Origin of the sequence: Pseudomonas sp. S04, assembly GCF_009834545.1 — a bacterium.
GTDB lineage: Bacteria > Pseudomonadota > Gammaproteobacteria > Pseudomonadales > Pseudomonadaceae > Aquipseudomonas.
Genome location: NZ_CP019427.1, coordinates 21,507 through 38,778 on the forward strand (window position 1 = coordinate 21,507; position 17,272 = coordinate 38,778).

A 17,272-nucleotide genomic window follows, 5' to 3' on the forward strand; every position below is an offset into this window, starting at 1 on the left:
CTTTGGAAGAAAGGAATCAAGCGTTCTGGCGATGGAGCTTTTCCAGCTTCTTCTTGATCCGGTCGCGTTTGAGCGTGGACAGGTAGTCGACGAACAATTTGCCGTTGAGGTGATCGCATTCATGTTGAATGCACACCGCCAGCAGGCCTTCGGCGATCAGTTCGTACGGCTTGCCGTCGCGATCCAGGGCCTTGATCTTGACCTTCTGCGGGCGATCGACGTTTTCGTAGAAGCCGGGTACCGAAAGGCAGCCTTCCTGGTACTGGTCCATTTCGTCGGTCAGGGTCTCGAACTCGGGGTTGATGAACACCCGCGGTTCACTGCGGTCTTCGGACAAGTCCATGACCACGATGCGCTTGTGCACATTGACCTGGGTCGCCGCGAGGCCGATACCTGGCGCTTCATACATTGTTTCAAACATGTCATCGACCAACTGCCGCACTTCGTCGTCCACTACGGTCACCGGTTTGGCGATCGTGCGCAGGCGCGGGTCGGGGAATTCGAGGATGTTCAAAATGGCCATAAGCGTAATTGCTGCACGTGTGAAGTAAGGTCAGGGCCGATCGCCTGGCAGTCCGCAGAGGCTGGCGATGGCTGTAAAACGAAGCCCCCTCGCGGGAGCGAGCCATGCCGGCTCTGGCGTTTTACGCGAGCCCACATAATAAAGGGATTCACTGCGTGAGGGAAATCACAAACCTTTGGCCGTCGCCCGCCACAGCCTGCACGCAGGGCAAAAATCCCTGCCCTCCAGGGCCTCTGGGCGGGAAAACACTCAACAAGTTACCAACAGACTTATCCACAGCTTGTTCCTGGCTCGTCAGGCGCAATTACGATCAAGGATGATCTTATGCCGTCGTCTATATCCCTGCCGGTTTCGCCGGCGGAACTGGAAGCTCGTCTGCGTTTACACCTCCTGCCTGAACTGGGGCCGCGGCGTTTTCAGAAGTTGCTGCAAGCCTTTGGTTCGGCCTCCAAAGCCATCAGCGCCCCGGCCAGTGCCTGGCGCGCCCTGGGTTTGCCCGCCGCCTGCGCAGAGGCCCGGCGCAGCCCGTTGATTCGTGATGGCGCGCATCACGCAATGACCTGGCTAGAGCGTGAGGGCCAGCATTTGCTGATGATTGACCAGCCCGGTTACCCCGCGTTGCTGGCCGAGATCAGTGACCCGCCGCCCTTGTTGTTTGTCGCCGGGGATCCGTCGATCCTGGAAAAACCGCAACTGGCGATGGTCGGCAGCCGTCGCGCTTCCAGGCCGGGAATGGACACCGCGGCGGCGTTCTCCCGCAGCCTGGCAGGCGCCGGTTTTGTGATCACCAGTGGCTTGGCGCTGGGCATCGATGCGGCTGCGCACCAGGCCGCGCTGGATGTTGGAGGGCAGACGGTGGGCGTGCTGGGTACTGGCCTGGAAAAATTTTATCCACAGCGCAACCGCGCCCTTGCCGAGGCGATGATTGCCCAGGGTAGCGCGGTGGTTTCCGAATTTGCCCTGGATGCCGGGCCGCACCCCAGCCATTTTCCAAGGCGTAACCGGATCATCAGTGGTTTGTCCCTGGGCGTGCTGGTGGTCGAGGCCAGTGTCGCCAGTGGTTCGTTGATCACCGCCCGGCTGGCGGCAGAGCAAGGGCGCGAGGTCTATGCGATTCCCGGCTCCATCCATCACCCCGCTGCCCGAGGCTGTCACCAGTTGATTCGCGATGGGGCAACCCTGGTGGAGACCATCGAGCATATTCTCGAAGGCTTGCGTGGCTGGCAGTACCTGCCGGCCGCCCCGGTCATGGCCCCGGTCCCAGCCGAACTCGATCACCCGCTGTTGCGCCTGCTGTTTGCCGCGCCCCATACCAGCGAAGCCCTGGCCGACTCCAGCGGCTGGGCCTTGCCCAAAGTGCTGGTGGCGCTGACCGAGCTGGAAATGGAAGGTCGGGCGGTGGCGGAAGGCGGACGCTGGTTTGCCCGCCTAAGCTAGGTTCATGCACTGGGATTTATAAGGAAGATGGGTAAACTGCGCACAGCCTTATTTTGGAGAGTCGGTCATGGTCAACAGTTGGCGTGTGCAACAAGCCGCACGAGGAATTCGCGCAGGGGCGGTGCTTGCCTATCCAACCGAAGCCGTCTGGGGCCTGGGGTGCGACCCCTGGGATGAAGAGGCGGTGTATCGCCTGTTGGCGATCAAGGGACGCTCGGTGGAAAAGGGCCTGATCCTGGTAGCCGACAATATCCGCCAGTTCGATTTCCTGTTCGATGACTTCCCGCAGTTGTGGCTCGATCGAATGGCCAGCACCTGGCCAGGGCCGAATACCTGGCTGGTGCCCCACCAGAACATGTTGCCGCAATGGATCACCGGGGTTCACGAAACCGTGGCCCTGCGCGTCAGCGATCACCCGCAGGTGCGCGATCTGTGTGCGTTGGTCGGGCCACTGGTGTCGACGTCCGCCAACCCTCAGGGACGGCCGGCGGCGCGCACGCGGATTCGCGTCGAGCAGTATTTCCGTGGGCAAGTCGACCTGGTGTTGGGCGGCCAACTCGGCGGGCGCAGGAACCCCAGTGTGATTCGCGACCTGGCGACCGGCCACGTGGTGCGTCCGGACTGAGATCGCGCTGCTGCGGTTCGCTGCAGGAGCAAAGCTTGCTCGCGTACGCCACCTTCGCGAGCAAGCCGCCAGCGAAGACCTCCTGTCTGAGGCAATAACTCTCAGGGCAGCAGAATGGTCGAGCCAGTGGTACGTCGAGCCGACAGCTCGGTCTGGGCCTTCGCCGCTTCAGCCAGCGAGTAACGTTGGCTGATATCAACCCGCAACTGACCACTGATGATCATCTCGAACAGCTCATCGGCCATGCGCTGCAGGTTCTCTGCATTGTTGGCGTAGGTCGCCAGGGTCGGTCGGGTGACGTACAGCGAACCCTTGGCCGAGAGAATTCCCAGGTTCACCCCGTCCACCGCCCCCGACGCGTTGCCGAAACTCACCACCAGCCCACGGGGTGCAGTGCTGTCGAGGGAGGTCAGCCAGGTGTCTTTGCCGACGCCGTCGTAGACCACCGGGCACTTCTTGCCGTCAGTCAGTTCCAGTACCCGCTCTGCGACATTTTCATGGCTGTAGTCGATGGTCGCCCAAGCGCCGTTGGCCTTGGCCAGTGCGGCCTTTTCCGGTGAACTGACGGTGCCGATCAGCTTCACGCCCAGGGCCTTGGCCCATTGGCAGGCCAGCGAACCGACACCGCCGGCAGCGGCGTGGAACAGGATGGTTTCGCCAGCCTTGAGTTCATAGGTCTGACGCAGCAGGTATTGCACCGTCAGGCCTTTGAGCATTACACCGGCGGCCTGTTCGAAGCTGATGGCCTCGGGCAGATGCACCAGGTTGGCTTCCGGCAGTACGTGTACATCGCTGTAGGCCCCCAGTGGGCCGCTGCCATAGGCCACGCGGTCGCCGACCTTAAATCGGCTGACCTGGCTGCCGACGGCCTCGACCACGCCGGCACCCTCGGCGCCCAGGCCCGATGGCAAGGCTGGAGGCGCATACAGGCCACTGCGAAAATAGGTATCGATGAAATTCAGGCCGATGGCTTTGTTGCTTACGCGCACCTGCTGCGGGCCCGGCTCGGCCGGCTGATAGTCCACATACTCAAGCACTTCGGGGCCGCCATGGGCACGGAACTGGATTCGTTTGGCCATCTGCACTCTCCTTGGGTGGTTTTGCGTAGGGTCCTATCGGACTCCTAAGCTTGATCTTCGTCAACTGTGGCAGGCCCGGGTGCAGTGTTATGCTACGCGCCCATTTGCGTCGGCTGCCGTTCTGATCGAGCGCCGCGTAGCTTTGCCCGATTCAAGGTGATGCCATGACTACCCGCACCGAAGCCGTTAAAGCCTACCTGCTCGACCTGCAAGACCGCATTTGTGCCGCGCTGGAAACAGAAGACGGCGGCACGCGCTTTGTCGAAGACGCCTGGACCCGACCAGCCGGCGGTGGCGGGCGGACGCGGGTGATCGAAAATGGTGCGGTGATCGAAAAAGGCGGCGTCAACTTTTCCCACGTGTTTGGCAGCGGCCTGCCGCCCTCGGCCAGCGCACACCGGCCGGAGTTGGCTGGACGCGGCTTTGAGGCCCTCGGCGTGTCACTGGTGATCCACCCGCACAACCCTCACGTGCCGACGTCCCACGCCAACGTGCGCTTTTTCATCGCGGAAAAACCCGGTGAAGAGCCGGTGTGGTGGTTCGGTGGTGGCTTCGACCTGACCCCTTACTACGGCAATGAAGAAGACTGCGTGCATTGGCACCGTGTCGCCGCCCAGGCCTGCGCGCCATTCGGGCCGGATGTCTACAGCCGTTACAAGGCGTGGTGCGACAGCTATTTCCACATCAAGCATCGCAACGAGCCCCGGGGCATCGGCGGCCTGTTTTTCGATGACCTGAACGAGTGGGATTTCGACACCTGCTTCGCGTTCATCCGCGCCATCGGCGATGCCTACATCGAGGCGTACCTGCCGATCGTGCAGCGCCGCAAGGCCCAGGCCTACACCGAGCAACAGCGTGAATTTCAGGAATTTCGCCGTGGTCGCTACGTCGAATTCAACCTGGTTTACGACCGTGGGACGCTGTTCGGCCTGCAGTCGGGCGGGCGTACCGAGTCGATCCTCATGTCGCTGCCACCGCAAGTGCGCTGGGCCTACGACTGGAAGGCCGAGCCGGGTAGTGAAGAAGCGCGCCTGACGGAGTACTTCCTGCAAGACCGCGATTGGCTGGCGGGCTCGGCCTGATCTGCAGGCGCCGGATAGCCGGCACACAACGCTAAGTGGTTGAGCACAAAAGCGCCTGCAGGGGCGCGCTCCAAGAGGGTTTGAGATGGATCAGTACGTCGTTTTCGGTAACCCGATTGGCCACAGCAAGTCGCCGTTGATCCATCGCCTGTTTGCCCAGCAGACGGCACAGCAACTGGACTACAACACCCTGCTGGCACCGCTCGATGATTTTTCCGGCTGTGCCACGGCATTTTTCGCTGAAGGGCGCGGGGCCAATGTCACGGTGCCCTTCAAGGAAGAGGCCTACCGCCTGGCCAGCCAACTGACGGCCCGTGCGCAACGGGCCGGGGCGGTCAATACCCTGAGCAAGTTGGCCGACGGCAGCCTGTTGGGTGACAACACCGATGGCGCCGGGCTCGTTCGAGACCTGACGGTCAATGCCGGATTCAGCCTGCACGGCAAACGCATCCTGTTGCTCGGCGCCGGTGGCGCGGTGCGCGGTGCGCTGGAGCCGTTGTTGGCCGAGCATCCGGCCTCAGTGATCATCGCCAATCGCACGGTGGAAAAAGCCGAGCTGCTGGCCGAGCTGTTCGCCGATCTGGGCCCGGTCTCGGCCAGCGGCTTCGATTGGCTGCGCGAGCCAGTGGACCTGATCATCAACGCCACGTCGGCCAGCCTGTCAGGCGATGTACCGCCGATCGCCAGCAGCCTGATCGAACCCGGCAAGACCCTGTGCTACGACATGATGTACGGCAAGGAGCCAACATCCTTCTGCCGCTGGGCCAGTGCCCATGGCGCCGCCATGGCACTGGACGGCCTGGGCATGCTCGCCGAACAGGCCGCCGAAGCCTTCTTCCTGTGGCGCGGGGTGCGTCCGGACACGGCACCAGTGTTGGCTGAACTGCGCCGGCAATTGGCGCTGTAGTTCAATCCTCGAAGCGGATCGGGCATTTCTCCGCGCCTTCGAGTTTGCGCAACTCTTCGACCACATGCCCCCGCGCCCGACGCAAGGTCAGGCTGCGGTCCTGTCTGAGCAGGCGGCGGGCTTCCTGGTGGAGCATTTCCACACCGGAATAGTCGATGAAGTTGATGTATTGCGCCTCGATCACCACCGCCAGGCCCTGGGTGCGCTGCAGGCGCACTTGCAGGTAATGGCTGGCGCCGAAAAAGATCGAACCGCCGACCCGCAGAATCTCTTCATCGCCCTCGCGCCATTGCTGCACGCGGGGCTGTGAGGTGCGCTTGAGGTAGAAGAACAGCGAGGCCAGCACGCCGGCGTAGATTGCCGTTTGCAGCTCCAGCAGCAGCGTGGCGACGCAGGTCAGCGCCATCACCGCAAACTCGGCCCGGCTTACCCGAAACAGCGCCCGAATGCCGCGGTGGTCCACCAGGCCCCAGCAAATCAACAGAATGCTGCCGGCCATGGCAGGGATCGGGATGTGCGCGATGAGTTTTGCTCCGGCCAGTGCAAACAGGGCTACCCACAGCGCCGAGAACACGCCCGCCAGCGGTGAGCAGGCCCCGGCTTCATAACTCAAGCCGGAGCGGGTGAAGGAGCCGGCCGACAGTGAGCCGGAGAAAAAACTGCCGACGATGTTGGAAAAGCCCTGGGCGCGGACTTCCTGATTGGCGTCGAGCAACTGTTGCGAGCGTGTCGACAGCGAGCGGGCAATCGACAGGCTGGTGACCAGCCCCAGCATGCCGACCGCCACGGCACTGGGCAGCAGGCGCAGGATCAGGTCCAGATCCAGGGGCAAGGGGTTGAACGGTGGCAGTCGCCCGACAAACGCGCTGACCCGTTGCACATGACCGAACCACGAGGGCCACAGCCAGACCACCAGGCTGCTCAGTACCAGGGTGATCAACAGGCTCGGCCAGCGCGGCAGGCACAGCTTCAGGGCGAAACCCAGCGCCAATGTGCCGAGGCCCAGCGCCAACGAGGGTTTGTCCAGCTCATGCAGATGGCTGGCCAGCGACACCAGGCTGTCGAGTGCCGTGGCCTGGCTGGGCAGGTCCAGCCCCAGCAAGTTTGGTAGTTGCCCGAGGGCGATGACCACCGCGGCACCGAGGGTGAAGCCCAGCACCACCGAATGCGAGACGAAGTTCACCAGGGCGCCGAACCGCAGCAGGCCGAGCAGCCACTGGAACGCCCCCGCGAGGAAAGTCAGCAACAGGATCAGGGTGACGTAGTCCTGGGAACCGGGCACGGCCAGCGGGCTGACACTGGCGTACAGGACGATGGAGATGGCCGCCGTAGGACCGCAGATCAGATGCCAGGAGGAGCCCCAGAGGCAGGCAATCAGCACCGGGATGATGGCGGCGTACAAGCCGTACTCCGGCGGCAGGCCGGCAATCAGTGCGTAGGCAATCGATTGTGGCAGCGCCAGAATCGCCCCGCTCAACCCGACGACAAGATCGCGGCCGACGCTGGCGCGGGTCTGCCGGGGCAGCCAGCGGAGAAAGGGAAAGAGCGAATGGCGGCTGGGGAGTGCCATGAATCCTCGCGAATGGGCTTTTGCCAAAGAGTATCAGGGCAAAGGTGATTGTTCCCACGTGTGCGCAGGAACAATCCCGTGGGCCAGTGCTTAGAGCTTGGCCTTGACCGCCGGCAATGCCTCTTTGCCGTCTGCCGTTTGCACCCCGTCCAGCCACTTGTCCAGCACCGCCGGGTTGGCCTTGAGCCAAGCCTTGGCGGCCTCGGTGTTGCTGACCTTGTTGTTCAGCACCTCGGCCATGATGCTGTTTTCCATGTCCAGGGTGAAGCTCAGGTTGCTCAGCAGTTTGCCGACGTTCGGGCAGGCTTGGGCATAACCCTTGCGGGTCAGGGTATGGACACTGCCGGTGTCGCCGAAGTACTTCTCACCGCCCTTGAGGTAGCGCATTTTCAGCTGTACGTTCATCGGGTGTGGAGTCCAGCCGAGGAAAGTCACGAACTTGTGTTTCTTCACTGCGCGCGAGACTTCCGCGAGCATCGCCTGCTCACTGGACTCCACCAGCTTCCATTGGCCCAGGTCGAAGTCGTTTTTCTTGATGATGTCCTGCAACGAGAGGTTGGCCGGTGCACCGGAGCCGATGCCGTAGATTTTCTTGTCGAACTGCTCGGCGTACTTGTTCAGGTCGGCGAAGTCATGCACGCCGGCCTCCCAGACGTAGTCCGGAACTGCCAGGGTGAACTCGGTGCCGTCGAGGTTCTTCGCCAGTTGGGTGACCTCGCCGCTGGCCACGAACTTGTCATAGAAGCCCTGCTGGGCTGGCATCCAGTTACCGAGGAAGACATCGACCTGACCGTCCTTGAGGCCACCAAAGATGATCGGCACCGCCAGGGTATCGATCTTGGCCTTGTACCCCATGCCCTCAAGCAGCACGCTGGTGATCGCGTTGGTCGCGGCGATGTCGCTCCAGCCGGGGTCGGCCATCTTCACGGTGTCGCAACGTTGCTCGGCCCAGGCCGAAACACTGCCAAGCATCAGTAACCCGGCGGTCACTACTGTGGATAACCTTTGCATGCGCTTCCCCTTACATTATTGGTTTTGGCAGGGTTGTGGATAACGAGCCTTGCGCTCCAGATCATCGAGGTCGATGTGGTTGCGCATGTACTGCTGGCTGGCGTCGACCAGTGGCTGGTGGTCCCAGCTCTTCAGGTGGCCAAGGCGCAGTGCGTCAGCCACGAATCGCCGGCGGCGCTGGCTGGCCAGGACCTGCTGGTGAATCGCCGGGATATCCCACTTGGCGCGAGCTTCGGCAAGAAAGGCGGCGTAAACCGGTTGATGCTGAGGCGAGTGACTGAGCTCTTCCTGTTCGCGAGGGTCGTTGCGTACATCGAACAACAGGCAGGGGTCGTCTTCACTGTAGATAAATTTGTAGGGCCCCCGGCGGATCATCATCAACGGGCTGACGGTGCCTTCGGCCATGTACTCACCAAACACTTCATCGTGGCCGCCCTGCCCCTGCAGGTGCGGCAACAGCGAGCGGCCGTCCAGTGGCAGGCCAGGCTGCAGCTCGCCACCGGCCAGGGCGACGAAGGTCGGGAGCAGGTCGGCGGTGGACACGGCGGCACTGACGCGTCCGGCCGCGAACTGGCCAGGCGCATAGACCAGCAGCGGCACCCGGGCGGCCATTTCGAACCAGTGCATTTTGTACCAGAGGCCACGCTCGCCGAGCATGTCGCCGTGGTCGCCGGAAAACACGATGATGGTGTCGTCGCTCAGCCCGGTGTCTTCGAGGGTCTGCAGGAGTTTGCCGACGTTGGCATCGATGTAACTGCATGCGCCGAAATAGGCTCGGCGGGCATCACGGATCTTGTCCACGGGCAGTGGCTTGTTCCACAGGTCGTAGACCTTGAGCAGGCGTTGGGAATGTGGATCGAGGTCGGCCTGCGCCGGGGTCGCCGGCAGCGGGATGTCCTGGTCGTCATACAGATCCCAGAATGCCTTGGGAATGGTGTACGGGTCGTGTGGGTGGGTCATCGACACCGTCAGGCAAAACGGTTGGTCGCCGTCTTCGCGGATGTGATCGAACAGGTACTGCTGGGCCTTGAAGACCACCTCTTCATCGAAGTCCAGCTGGTTGGTGCGCACGCAAGGTCCGGCCTGCAGGACTGAGGACATGTTGTGATACCAACTCGGGCGCACATCCGGTTCATCCCAGTTGACTGCCCAACCGTAATCGGCCGGGTAGATGTCGCTGGTCAGCCGTTCTTCATAGCCATGCAGTTGGTCCGGGCCGCAGAAATGCATCTTGCCGGACAGGGCGGTGCGATAGCCGAGGCGACGCAGGTAGTGGGCATAGGTCGGCACATCGGCGGGAAAGTCTGCGGCGTTGTCGTAGGCGCCGATCTTGCTCGGCAACTGGCCACTGACCAGGGTGAAGCGCGAGGGTGCGCATAACGGGCTGTTGCAGTACGCAGCGTCGAATACCACGCCCTTGTCCGCCAGTCGGCTCAGGTTGGGCAGCTTGATCGGTGAAGCGCCGTAGAACGGCAGCAAGGGCGCGGCCATTTGGTCGGCCATGATGAAAAGAATGTTCTTGCGCTTCATGTGATAGCGGCATTCCATAGTGGGCAGTTATGCGAAAGTGCTGTGATCGAGAATGTAGCCCGTGCTCTTCGCGGTAAAGCCCATGTCCGGCAATGACTAGGATAAGCCCACCTTATGTATGACGCCCTTGGTGAACTCTCCCTGGACTTGTTGCGCACCTTTGAAGCGGCAGCGCGCCATGGCAGTTTCACCGCCGCCGCAGTGGAGTTGGGCACCACCCAACCTGCTGTCAGCCAACAGCTCAAGCGGTTGGAGGAGCAACTGGCAACACGCTTGTTCGACCGCATCTACCGGGGCATCGAGCTGACCGAAGCCGGGTCGATCCTGTTCGAGCAGGTGCAGGGCGGCCTGCAGAGTATCGAGGCCGGGTTGAGCGCGATCAGTGCCCAGCACCAGCATGAGGTGTTGCAGGTGGCCACCGATTTCGCCTTCGCCGCTTACTGGCTGATGCCGCGTCTGCATCGCTTTCACGAGGCCAACCCCCGGGTGGATGTCAGCCTGGTGACCAGCGAACGTAATCACAACATGTTGCGTCCCGACATCGATGTGGCCGTGCTGTTCGGCGAAGGGCGCTTCAAACAGGGTGAAAGTCACTGGTTGTTCAGCGAGGAAGTGTTCCCGGTGTGCAGCCCGCAGTTACTCAAGGAGCGGCTCATGCCCCTGCCCGCCCACGCTTTGCTGGAGTTGCCGCTATTGCATCTGCGGGGCGAGAACAGCAGCCATTGGTTCGACTGGAGCGGTGTGTTCCGCAGCCTGGGTATCGCCACCGCGCCGACGCCTGGGCAATTGCGGTTTGATAATTACACCCTGTTGATTCAGGCGGCGATTGGCGGTCAGGGCGTGGCCATCGGTTGGCGGCATTTGGTCGATGACCTGCTGGCGCAGGGGCTTTTGGTGCGGCCGATTGCCGAGACGGCGATCTCGGGGTTCGGTTACTACGTGGTGCTGCCCCAGCGCAAACGCCGCAGTGCGTTGATCCAGCAGTTCGTCGACTGGCTGATGAGTGAACAGGCCAGCAGCGCTGAGTCGCTGGCAGGATTGGCCCTGCCGTCCATTGCGGTGTAGCGTTGCCCTTGGGACTTGGATTGGGCAAGACGAGAGCACTATGCAACGGATCAAGGGCTACCACGCCCATGTTTATTTCGACGCGAGCACCCTTGCTCAGGCGCGGGCGCTGTGTGAAGAGGCTGCCCTGCTATTTCCCCTGCAAATGGGTCGAGTCCACGAACGCCCGGTGGGGCCGCACCCGGACTGGAGCTGCCAGTTGGCCTTTGGGCCGGAATTGATCGGCGTGGTGCTGCCGTGGCTGGCGCTGCATCGCAACGGACTGGTGGTGTTCCTGCATCCCGAGACCGGGGATGAGCTGGCCGATCACACGGACCACGCGATCTGGATGGGGGCGATCCGGCCGCTGGACCTGTCGATTTTTTGAGGGGTGGGCGGGCGCCAGAAAAAAAGGGCCCGGAACATGGTTCCGGGCCCTTGGTTGTTACGGGATCAAAACTTAGCCAACGCGAGCGTTGCGTACACCTTCAGACAGCGCCGCACACAGGCTCAGCACGCCATCAATGGCCTGGTCCGGCGTGGTGGCATTGGCGATATGGTCGATCAATGCCGAACCCACCACCACCCCATCTGCCAAGCGGGCAATTGCCGCCGCTTGCTCTGGCGTACGGATGCCGAAGCCGATGCTGATCGGCAGGTCGGTGTGGCGGCGCAAACGGGCCACCGCTTCTTCGACGTGCTCCAGGGTGGCAGCACCTGCGCCCGTCACACCCGCCACCGAGACGTAGTAGACAAAACCGGAGCTGCCATTGAGTACGGTTGGCAGGCGTACGTCGTCGGTAGTCGGGGTGGTCAGGCGGATAAAGTCCAGGCCCGCGGCTTGGGCCGGATCGCACAGTTCGCCGTTATGTTCAGGTGGCAGATCGACCACGATCAGGCCATCCACCCCCGCTTCCTTGGCGTCCGCGATGAAGCGTGGAACACCGTAATAGTGAATAGGATTGAAGTAGCCCATCAGTACCAGTGGTGTGTCGTTGTTGCTCGCCCGGAACTCGCGAACCATTTGCAGGGTTTTCGCCAGGTTCTGTTTGGCGCCCAGGGCCCGGATGTTCGCAAGCTGGATCGCCGGGCCATCGGCCATCGGATCGGTGAATGGCATACCGAGCTCAATTACATCGGCACCGGCAGCCGGCAGCCCCTTGAGGATCGCCAGGGAGGTGTCGTAGCTGGGGTCGCCAGCAGTGACAAAGGTCACCAGGGCCGCACGGTTTTGCTCTTTGAGTTCGGCGAAACGGGTTTGCAGGCGGCTCATCAGTGTTTCTCCTGCTGAGAGTGTTCCATGTGGAACATTACGGTTTGCATGTCCTTATCACCACGACCAGACAGGTTGACCACCATCAGGTGATCCTTGGGCAAGGTCGGTGCGCGCTTGAACACTTCGGCTAGGGCGTGGGCGCTTTCCAGTGCCGGAATGATCCCTTCCAGGCGGCAGCACTTGTGGAACGCGTCGAGGGCTTCATCGTCGGTCACAGAGGTGTACTGGGCGCGACCGATGTCATGCAACCAGGCGTGCTCAGGGCCAATGCCCGGATAGTCGAGGCCAGCGGAAATCGAGTGGGCATCAATGATCTGGCCGTCGTCGTCCTGCAGCAGGAAGGTGCGATTGCCGTGGAGTACACCAGGTACCCCGCCGTTCAGGCTGGCGGCGTGCTTGCCGGTTTCGATGCCATGACCGGCCGCTTCAACCCCGATGATCTCGACGCTGGTCTCGTCGAGGAACGGATGGAACAGGCCCATGGCGTTGGAGCCACCGCCGATGCATGCCACCAGGCTGTCAGGCAGACGACCTTCCTGGGCTTGCAACTGGTCACGGGTTTCCTTGCCGATCACGGCCTGGAAGTCACGGACCATCGCCGGATAAGGATGCGGGCCGGCGACGGTGCCGATCAGGTAGAAGGTGTTGTCGACGTTAGTCACCCAGTCACGCAGGGCTTCGTTCATTGCGTCTTTCAGGGTGCCGGTGCCGGCCACTACCGGGATCACTTCGGCACCCAGCAGTTTCATGCGAAACACGTTGGCCTGTTGGCGCTCGATGTCGGTGGTGCCCATGTAGATCACGCACTCCAGACCAAAACGCGCGGCTACAGTGGCAGTGGCCACACCGTGCATGCCGGCGCCGGTCTCGGCGATGATGCGTTTTTTGCCCATGCGCCGTGCCAGCAGGATCTGGCCGATGCAGTTGTTGATCTTGTGTGCGCCGGTGTGGTTCAGCTCTTCACGCTTGAGGTAGATCTTGGCGCCGCCACAGAATTCGGTCAGGCGTTCGGCAAAGTACAGCGGGCTCGGACGTCCGACGTAATCGCGCTGGAAGTAAGCCAGTTCTTCTTTGAAAGCCGGATCTTCCTTGGCCGCTTCGTATTCGCGGGCCAGGTCGAGGATCAACGGCATCAGGGTTTCGGCGACGTAGCGGCCACCGAACGCGCCAAACAGGCCGTTGGCGTCAGGGCCGTTGCGCAGATTAGTCTGGGTCATGGGGCGCTCCAGTTGAATGCGTGAAGTGACAATGGCGTTCACTCTACCCCTGACGTCGATGGCTGAAAACCGATAAGATCGCCACAACCTGTCAGGAAAACTCACAGATACCATGAGCCACGACCTGCCCCCTCTCAACGCTCTGCGCGCCTTCGAAGCCGCTGCCCGCCTGCACAGTGTCAGTCAGGCGGCGGAGCAATTGCACGTTACCCATGGAGCAGTCAGCCGGCAGCTGAAAGTGCTCGAGGAGCACTTGGGGGTGAGTCTGTTCGTCAAGGACGGACGCGGCCTGAAACTCACAGATGCCGGCGTACGCCTGCGCGACGCCAGCACTGAGGCATTCGAGCGCCTGCGCACGGTCTGCGGTGAGCTGACTCAGGGCCACGCCGAGGCGCCTTTTGTCCTGGGCTGCTCCGGTAGTCTGCTGGCTCGTTGGTTTATTCCGCGCCTGGGGCGGTTGAATGCCGATCTGCCGGATTTGCGCTTGCACCTGTCGGCCGGCGAAGGTGACCTGGACCCGCGTCGTCCGGGCCTGGATGCCTTGCTGGTATTCGCCGAGCCGCCATGGCCTGCGGATATGCAGGTGTATGAACTGACCAGCGAACGAATCGGCCCGGTGCTCAGCCCCCGCTTCTCCGGGTATGAGTTGCTGCGTGACGCACCGGCCAGTGCCTTGCTCGAATTACCCTTGTTGCATACCACATCGCGACCGCAAGCCTGGCCCAGCTGGGCACAGCACAACCAACTCGACCCAGGGGCCTTGAAGTTCGGCCAGGGTTTCGAGCATTTGTATTACTTGCTGGAGGCGGCCGTGGCCGGGCTGGGTGTGGCGATTGCCCCACAGCCATTGGTGGCCGAGGACGTGAAGGCGGGTCGCCTGGTTGCGCCGTGGGGGTTTTCTCAAACCCCGGCGCAACTGGCGTTGTGGTTACCCAAGCGCGCCGCGGACGGACGCGCTCGGCAGCTGGCGCAGTGGCTCAAAAACGAGCTGCGCCAGGCAGATTAATCACCGCGTTTGCACAGCAGGTAGGCCGCCAGCAAACCCAGGGCCCCGACGGCTACACCCGCGGTGGTCCAGGGGTGTTCCTGCGCGTAATCGCGGGTCGCGATCCCGGTCTCACGGGTTTTCACTTTGACTTCTGTGTAGGCATCGCTGAGCAGGCTGCGCGAGTGTTTCAGCGCGCTCTCGGCATTGCTTTTGAGGGACTTGAGGGTTTTCAGCGACTCGTCCGAGGCATCACTTTTCAGGCTTTCCAACGACTTGAGCAGACTCTCGATCTCGGCTTCCATGCTTTGCAATGAGGCTTTACGTAAAGAGGTGTTGGCCATGGTGGCTCTCCTGCATTGATTGAGTAGCGTGTGTTGGTTCCGACTCCAGCAGTTCGTGAAAGTGCAGAAAATATGAACCTTAGCAGCAGAAATGCCCACAGAAGAAATACCGAAAATCACTGCTAGGCTGTAGGAACACCCAAGGAGATCGCCATGACAGACCACCACACGTACAAGAAAGTCGAACTGGTTGGCTCCTCGCCCACCAGTATCGAGGACGCCATCAACAATGCCTTGGCTGAGGCCAGCAAAAGCATCAAGCACCTGGAATGGTTTGAGGTCACTGAAACCCGAGGCCACATCAAGGACGGCAAGGCTGCGCACTTCCAGGTGACGCTGAAGGTCGGGTTCCGGATTGCGAATAGCTGAAGATGAACTAGATTTCTGAACTTGTGAGCTGGCCGATTGCCATAGGGAGTGGCAAAGCGCTACTTAATCTGCGAGCGCTGATGCCTTGGGCTAAACGCTAATCCTATTGATCCGACCAGGGAATGTGACCGATGAAGAAGTTGATTCTGGCTATTGGTTTGCTGAGCATCGCAGGAACAACCCTTGCGGCCGGCAAGCCTTGTGAAGAACTGAAAGCGGAAATTGCAGCGAAACTCGATGCCAAGGGCGTGTCAGGTTATTCGTTGGAAATCGTCGACAAGGGCACTGCGGCTGACGGTAAAGTCGTAGGCACCTGTGAAGGTGGTTCCAAGGAAATCGTCTACAAGAAGTAGTTTGAATTCGCTGCAAGTGAAAAGCCGACGCTCTGGCGTCGGCTTTTTTATGGGCGCGGGGTAAGTGCTCAGCCTCTCATCACCTGCGCCAGCAGCTCGTAGGAGTGCAGGCGATCGGCGTGCTCGTACAGGTCGCAGGTGAAGATCAGTTCATCGGCCTGGGTCTGTTCGATCAGGACTTCCAGCTTGCCGCGAATTTTTGCCGGACTGCCGACCATGGCCAGCCCGAGGAAATCCCCGACTGCCTGTTTCTCATGGGGTAACCACAGGCCGTCCATGCTCTCGACGGGCGGGCGCTGAACCAGGCTTTGCCCACGCATCAGCGCGAGGATGCGCTGGTAGACCGACGTAGCCAGGTACTCGGCCTGCTCATCGGTGTCGGCGGCGACCAGTGGTACGCCGAGCATCACATAGGGCTTGTCGAGGACCGCTGATGGCTTGAAGTGATTGCGATAGACGCGAATCGCCTCGTGCATGTAGCGCGGTGCGAAATGCGAGGCAAAGGCGTAGGGCAAGCCTCGTTCGCCCGCCAGCTGTGCGCTGAACAGGCTGGAACCCAGGAGCCACACCGGGACGTTGGTGCCGGTACCGGGCATGGCGATGATGCGTTGGTCCGGTGTGCGGGGGCCGAGGTAGCGCACCAGTTCGGCGACGTCTTCGGGGAAGTCATCGGCGCTGCCGGAACGTTCGCGACGCAAGGCGCGAGCGGTCAGTTGATCGGAACCTGGGGCACGGCCCAGGCCGAGGTCGATCCGGCCCGGATAGAGGCTTTCCAGGGTGCCGAACTGTTCGGCGATCACCAGTGGTGCATGGTTGGGTAGCATCACCCCGCCGGAGCCGACACGAATGCTCGACGTGCCGCCGGCCAGATAACCCAGCAACACCGAGGTGGCGGAGCTGGCAATGCCGTCCATGTTGTGGTGCTCGGCGACCCAGAAGCGGTTGTAACCCCATTTTTCGACGTGCTGCGCCAGGTCCAGCGAGTTGCGCAAGGATTGGGCCGGGCTGCCGTTCTCCCGCACGGGCACCAGGTCGAGGGTCGAGAACTTGATATCGGACAGTTGTTTCATAAGCCTGCGTCTCCAAGGGGTATGCAGGCTTTTCTCACTAACGAAAACCTGCCGAATGTATAAGCCTGTTCTATGCAATGTGGGCATATACCCGAGTTTCAATAGCTGACCTGAAAATGCCTACCAGATAAGCGGTTCTATCCGACAGGGTGAACTTTGTCCGGCCATCTATCCTCAGAACCCTTAGCTACCGAAAACCATCAAGGCGCGACTCTCGCGCCGGATCTTGAGGAGGCACACATGAGCATCAAGAAGAAAGCATCGGCACATTGGGAAGGTGACCTGAAAACCGGGATCGGCTCGATTTCCACGGAAACCGGGGTCCTCAGGGAAGCCCCCTACGGCTTCAAGGCGCGTTTCGAGGGTGGTAAAGGGACCAACCCCGAAGAACTGATCGGCGCAGCACATGCAGGCTGTTTCTCCATGGCCTTTTCGATGATTCTCGGCGACGCCGGCCTTAAGGCCGAGAGCATCGATACGCAGGCAGAGGTGACCCTGGATCAGGTCGACGGTGGTTTTGCGATTACCGCCGTGCACCTGATTCTCAAGGCAAAAATCCCCGGCGCCAGCCAGCAGCAATTTGACGAGTTGAGCAAAAAAGCCAAGGAAGGTTGCCCGGTGTCCAAGGTGCTGAACGCGACAATCACCCTGGATGGCACGCTCGTCAGTTGAACCTCTCCTCCCCCACATAGGAGTTGGCTTGCCAGCGAAACGGACCTGTCTGACACCACGAGTTGGCAGATTCGCCAACAAGCCGACTCCTACAAATCAGAACTCCCAGGGCGAAATTGTGGTCGAATAAATGACAGCAGCCCAAGCGCACACCCGTGCGCGCTGCTTCAAGGGAGCT

General features: G+C 61.5%; 19 protein-coding genes. 10 read left to right on the forward strand and 9 right to left on the reverse strand.

Translation table 11 applies throughout. The annotated features are described in order from the left end of the window. Positions 1–16: 16 nt before the first annotated feature. Positions 17–523 (reverse strand): peptide deformylase, encoded by a 507-nt coding sequence (gene def, locus PspS04_RS00095; protein ID WP_095080986.1) that lies wholly within the window; start codon positions 521–523, stop codon positions 17–19. A gap of 324 nt (positions 524–847) precedes the next feature. Here def and dprA point away from each other — a divergent pair, with 324 nt between their 5' ends. Together dprA and PspS04_RS00105 are read left to right on the forward strand one after the other, a co-directional pair. After that, positions 848–1,960 carry a DNA-processing protein DprA gene (gene dprA, locus PspS04_RS00100; RefSeq protein WP_159992952.1) on the forward strand — a complete coding sequence of 371 codons (1,113 nt, stop codon included), beginning with the start codon at positions 848–850 and terminating at the stop codon, positions 1,958–1,960. A 67-nt stretch (positions 1,961–2,027) separates the two neighbouring features. Further along, the gene (locus tag PspS04_RS00105; protein WP_095165092.1) at positions 2,028–2,585 is read left to right on the forward strand and encodes an L-threonylcarbamoyladenylate synthase; all 558 of its coding nucleotides are present in this window, start codon (positions 2,028–2,030) and stop codon (positions 2,583–2,585) included. 101 nt (positions 2,586–2,686) lie between these two features. Here PspS04_RS00105 and PspS04_RS00110 read toward each other — a convergent pair whose 3' ends face one another. After that, entirely contained in the window at positions 2,687–3,664 is a 978-nt protein-coding gene (locus tag PspS04_RS00110) for an NADPH:quinone reductase (RefSeq protein WP_159992954.1), read from the reverse strand. Between the two features lie 164 nt (positions 3,665–3,828). On the opposite strand from PspS04_RS00110, the gene hemF reads away from it, so the two are divergent. Together hemF and aroE are read left to right on the forward strand one after the other, a co-directional pair. Continuing rightward, positions 3,829–4,746, forward strand: coding sequence for an oxygen-dependent coproporphyrinogen oxidase (gene hemF / locus PspS04_RS00115; protein ID WP_095165094.1), 918 nt, complete (start codon positions 3,829–3,831; stop codon positions 4,744–4,746). Positions 4,747–4,831: 85 nt separating this feature from the next. After that, positions 4,832–5,653 (forward strand): shikimate dehydrogenase, encoded by an 822-nt coding sequence (aroE, locus tag PspS04_RS00120; RefSeq protein WP_159992956.1) that lies wholly within the window; start codon positions 4,832–4,834, stop codon positions 5,651–5,653. Between the two features lies 1 nt (position 5,654). On the opposite strand, the gene PspS04_RS00125 is transcribed toward aroE, so the two are convergent. The 3 genes from PspS04_RS00125 to betC all read right to left on the reverse strand — a co-directional run bounded on the left by PspS04_RS00125 (position 5,655) and on the right by betC (position 9,764). Then, the gene (locus PspS04_RS00125) at positions 5,655–7,223 is read right to left on the reverse strand and encodes a SulP family inorganic anion transporter (protein ID WP_159992958.1); all 1,569 of its coding nucleotides are present in this window, start codon (positions 7,221–7,223) and stop codon (positions 5,655–5,657) included. Between the two features lie 90 nt (positions 7,224–7,313). Further along, positions 7,314–8,234, reverse strand: coding sequence for a choline ABC transporter substrate-binding protein (choX, locus tag PspS04_RS00130; protein WP_095165097.1), 921 nt, complete (start codon positions 8,232–8,234; stop codon positions 7,314–7,316). A gap of 15 nt (positions 8,235–8,249) precedes the next feature. Continuing rightward, complete coding sequence (betC, locus tag PspS04_RS00135; RefSeq protein ID WP_095165098.1) at positions 8,250–9,764, reverse strand: choline-sulfatase; 1,515 nt, start codon at positions 9,762–9,764, stop codon at positions 8,250–8,252. A gap of 114 nt (positions 9,765–9,878) precedes the next feature. On the opposite strand from betC, the gene PspS04_RS00140 reads away from it, so the two are divergent. Together PspS04_RS00140 and PspS04_RS00145 are read left to right on the forward strand one after the other, a co-directional pair. Next, entirely contained in the window at positions 9,879–10,829 is a 951-nt protein-coding gene (locus tag PspS04_RS00140) for a choline sulfate utilization transcriptional regulator (protein WP_159992960.1), read from the forward strand. Between the two features lie 40 nt (positions 10,830–10,869). Next, positions 10,870–11,196, forward strand: coding sequence for a DOPA 4,5-dioxygenase family protein (locus tag PspS04_RS00145; protein ID WP_095165100.1), 327 nt, complete (start codon positions 10,870–10,872; stop codon positions 11,194–11,196). Between the two features lie 72 nt (positions 11,197–11,268). Here the strand turns inward: PspS04_RS00145 and trpA are convergent, their stop codons facing one another. Beyond that, a complete protein-coding gene (gene trpA, locus PspS04_RS00150) occupies positions 11,269–12,081 on the reverse strand; it encodes a tryptophan synthase subunit alpha (protein ID WP_095165101.1) in 813 nt (270 codons plus the stop codon). After that, positions 12,081–13,301 carry a tryptophan synthase subunit beta gene (trpB, locus tag PspS04_RS00155; RefSeq protein ID WP_095165102.1) on the reverse strand — a complete coding sequence of 407 codons (1,221 nt, stop codon included), beginning with the start codon at positions 13,299–13,301 and terminating at the stop codon, positions 12,081–12,083. Before trpB ends, trpA begins: the two co-directional genes overlap by 1 nt. 112 nt (positions 13,302–13,413) lie before the next feature. Between trpB and PspS04_RS00160 the strand changes: the two genes are divergently transcribed. Further along, on the forward strand, positions 13,414–14,307 hold the full coding sequence (locus PspS04_RS00160) for a LysR family transcriptional regulator (RefSeq protein ID WP_159992962.1): 894 nt from the start codon (positions 13,414–13,416) through the stop codon (positions 14,305–14,307). On the opposite strand, the gene PspS04_RS00165 is transcribed toward PspS04_RS00160, so the two are convergent. Then, entirely contained in the window at positions 14,304–14,630 is a 327-nt protein-coding gene (locus PspS04_RS00165; RefSeq protein WP_095165104.1) for a DUF883 family protein, read from the reverse strand. The two genes, PspS04_RS00160 and PspS04_RS00165, sit on opposite strands and share 4 nt — an antisense overlap. Before the next feature lie 153 nt (positions 14,631–14,783). On the opposite strand from PspS04_RS00165, the gene PspS04_RS00170 reads away from it, so the two are divergent. Both PspS04_RS00170 and PspS04_RS00175 read left to right on the forward strand, forming a co-directional pair. After that, complete coding sequence (locus PspS04_RS00170) at positions 14,784–14,999, forward strand: dodecin (protein ID WP_029290270.1); 216 nt, start codon at positions 14,784–14,786, stop codon at positions 14,997–14,999. Between the two features lie 131 nt (positions 15,000–15,130). Continuing rightward, complete coding sequence (locus PspS04_RS00175; RefSeq protein ID WP_095165105.1) at positions 15,131–15,352, forward strand: DUF1161 domain-containing protein; 222 nt, start codon at positions 15,131–15,133, stop codon at positions 15,350–15,352. Positions 15,353–15,420: 68 nt separating this feature from the next. On the opposite strand, the gene PspS04_RS00180 is transcribed toward PspS04_RS00175, so the two are convergent. Beyond that, complete coding sequence (locus PspS04_RS00180) at positions 15,421–16,422, reverse strand: LLM class flavin-dependent oxidoreductase (RefSeq protein ID WP_095165106.1); 1,002 nt, start codon at positions 16,420–16,422, stop codon at positions 15,421–15,423. A 240-nt stretch (positions 16,423–16,662) separates the two neighbouring features. On the opposite strand from PspS04_RS00180, the gene PspS04_RS00185 reads away from it, so the two are divergent. After that, positions 16,663–17,094, forward strand: coding sequence for an OsmC family protein (locus tag PspS04_RS00185; protein ID WP_095165107.1), 432 nt, complete (start codon positions 16,663–16,665; stop codon positions 17,092–17,094). Positions 17,095–17,272 lie beyond the last annotated feature (178 nt).

Coding starts and splice junctions, on each gene's coding strand:
- def (WP_095080986.1), bottom strand. CDS start 523: ATGGCCATTTTGAACATCCTCGAATTCCCCGACCCGCGCCTGCGCACG.
- dprA (WP_159992952.1), top strand. CDS start 848: ATGCCGTCGTCTATATCCCTGCCGGTTTCGCCGGCGGAACTGGAAGCT.
- PspS04_RS00105 (WP_095165092.1), top strand. CDS start 2,028: ATGGTCAACAGTTGGCGTGTGCAACAAGCCGCACGAGGAATTCGCGCA.
- PspS04_RS00110 (WP_159992954.1), bottom strand. CDS start 3,664: ATGGCCAAACGAATCCAGTTCCGTGCCCATGGCGGCCCCGAAGTGCTT.
- hemF (WP_095165094.1), top strand. CDS start 3,829: ATGACTACCCGCACCGAAGCCGTTAAAGCCTACCTGCTCGACCTGCAA.
- aroE (WP_159992956.1), top strand. CDS start 4,832: ATGGATCAGTACGTCGTTTTCGGTAACCCGATTGGCCACAGCAAGTCG.
- PspS04_RS00125 (WP_159992958.1), bottom strand. CDS start 7,223: ATGGCACTCCCCAGCCGCCATTCGCTCTTTCCCTTTCTCCGCTGGCTG.
- choX (WP_095165097.1), bottom strand. CDS start 8,234: ATGCAAAGGTTATCCACAGTAGTGACCGCCGGGTTACTGATGCTTGGC.
- betC (WP_095165098.1), bottom strand. CDS start 9,764: ATGAAGCGCAAGAACATTCTTTTCATCATGGCCGACCAAATGGCCGCG.
- PspS04_RS00140 (WP_159992960.1), top strand. CDS start 9,879: ATGTATGACGCCCTTGGTGAACTCTCCCTGGACTTGTTGCGCACCTTT.
- PspS04_RS00145 (WP_095165100.1), top strand. CDS start 10,870: ATGCAACGGATCAAGGGCTACCACGCCCATGTTTATTTCGACGCGAGC.
- trpA (WP_095165101.1), bottom strand. CDS start 12,081: ATGAGCCGCCTGCAAACCCGTTTCGCCGAACTCAAAGAGCAAAACCGT.
- trpB (WP_095165102.1), bottom strand. CDS start 13,301: ATGACCCAGACTAATCTGCGCAACGGCCCTGACGCCAACGGCCTGTTT.
- PspS04_RS00160 (WP_159992962.1), top strand. CDS start 13,414: ATGAGCCACGACCTGCCCCCTCTCAACGCTCTGCGCGCCTTCGAAGCC.
- PspS04_RS00165 (WP_095165104.1), bottom strand. CDS start 14,630: ATGGCCAACACCTCTTTACGTAAAGCCTCATTGCAAAGCATGGAAGCC.
- PspS04_RS00170 (WP_029290270.1), top strand. CDS start 14,784: ATGACAGACCACCACACGTACAAGAAAGTCGAACTGGTTGGCTCCTCG.
- PspS04_RS00175 (WP_095165105.1), top strand. CDS start 15,131: ATGAAGAAGTTGATTCTGGCTATTGGTTTGCTGAGCATCGCAGGAACA.
- PspS04_RS00180 (WP_095165106.1), bottom strand. CDS start 16,422: ATGAAACAACTGTCCGATATCAAGTTCTCGACCCTCGACCTGGTGCCC.
- PspS04_RS00185 (WP_095165107.1), top strand. CDS start 16,663: ATGAGCATCAAGAAGAAAGCATCGGCACATTGGGAAGGTGACCTGAAA.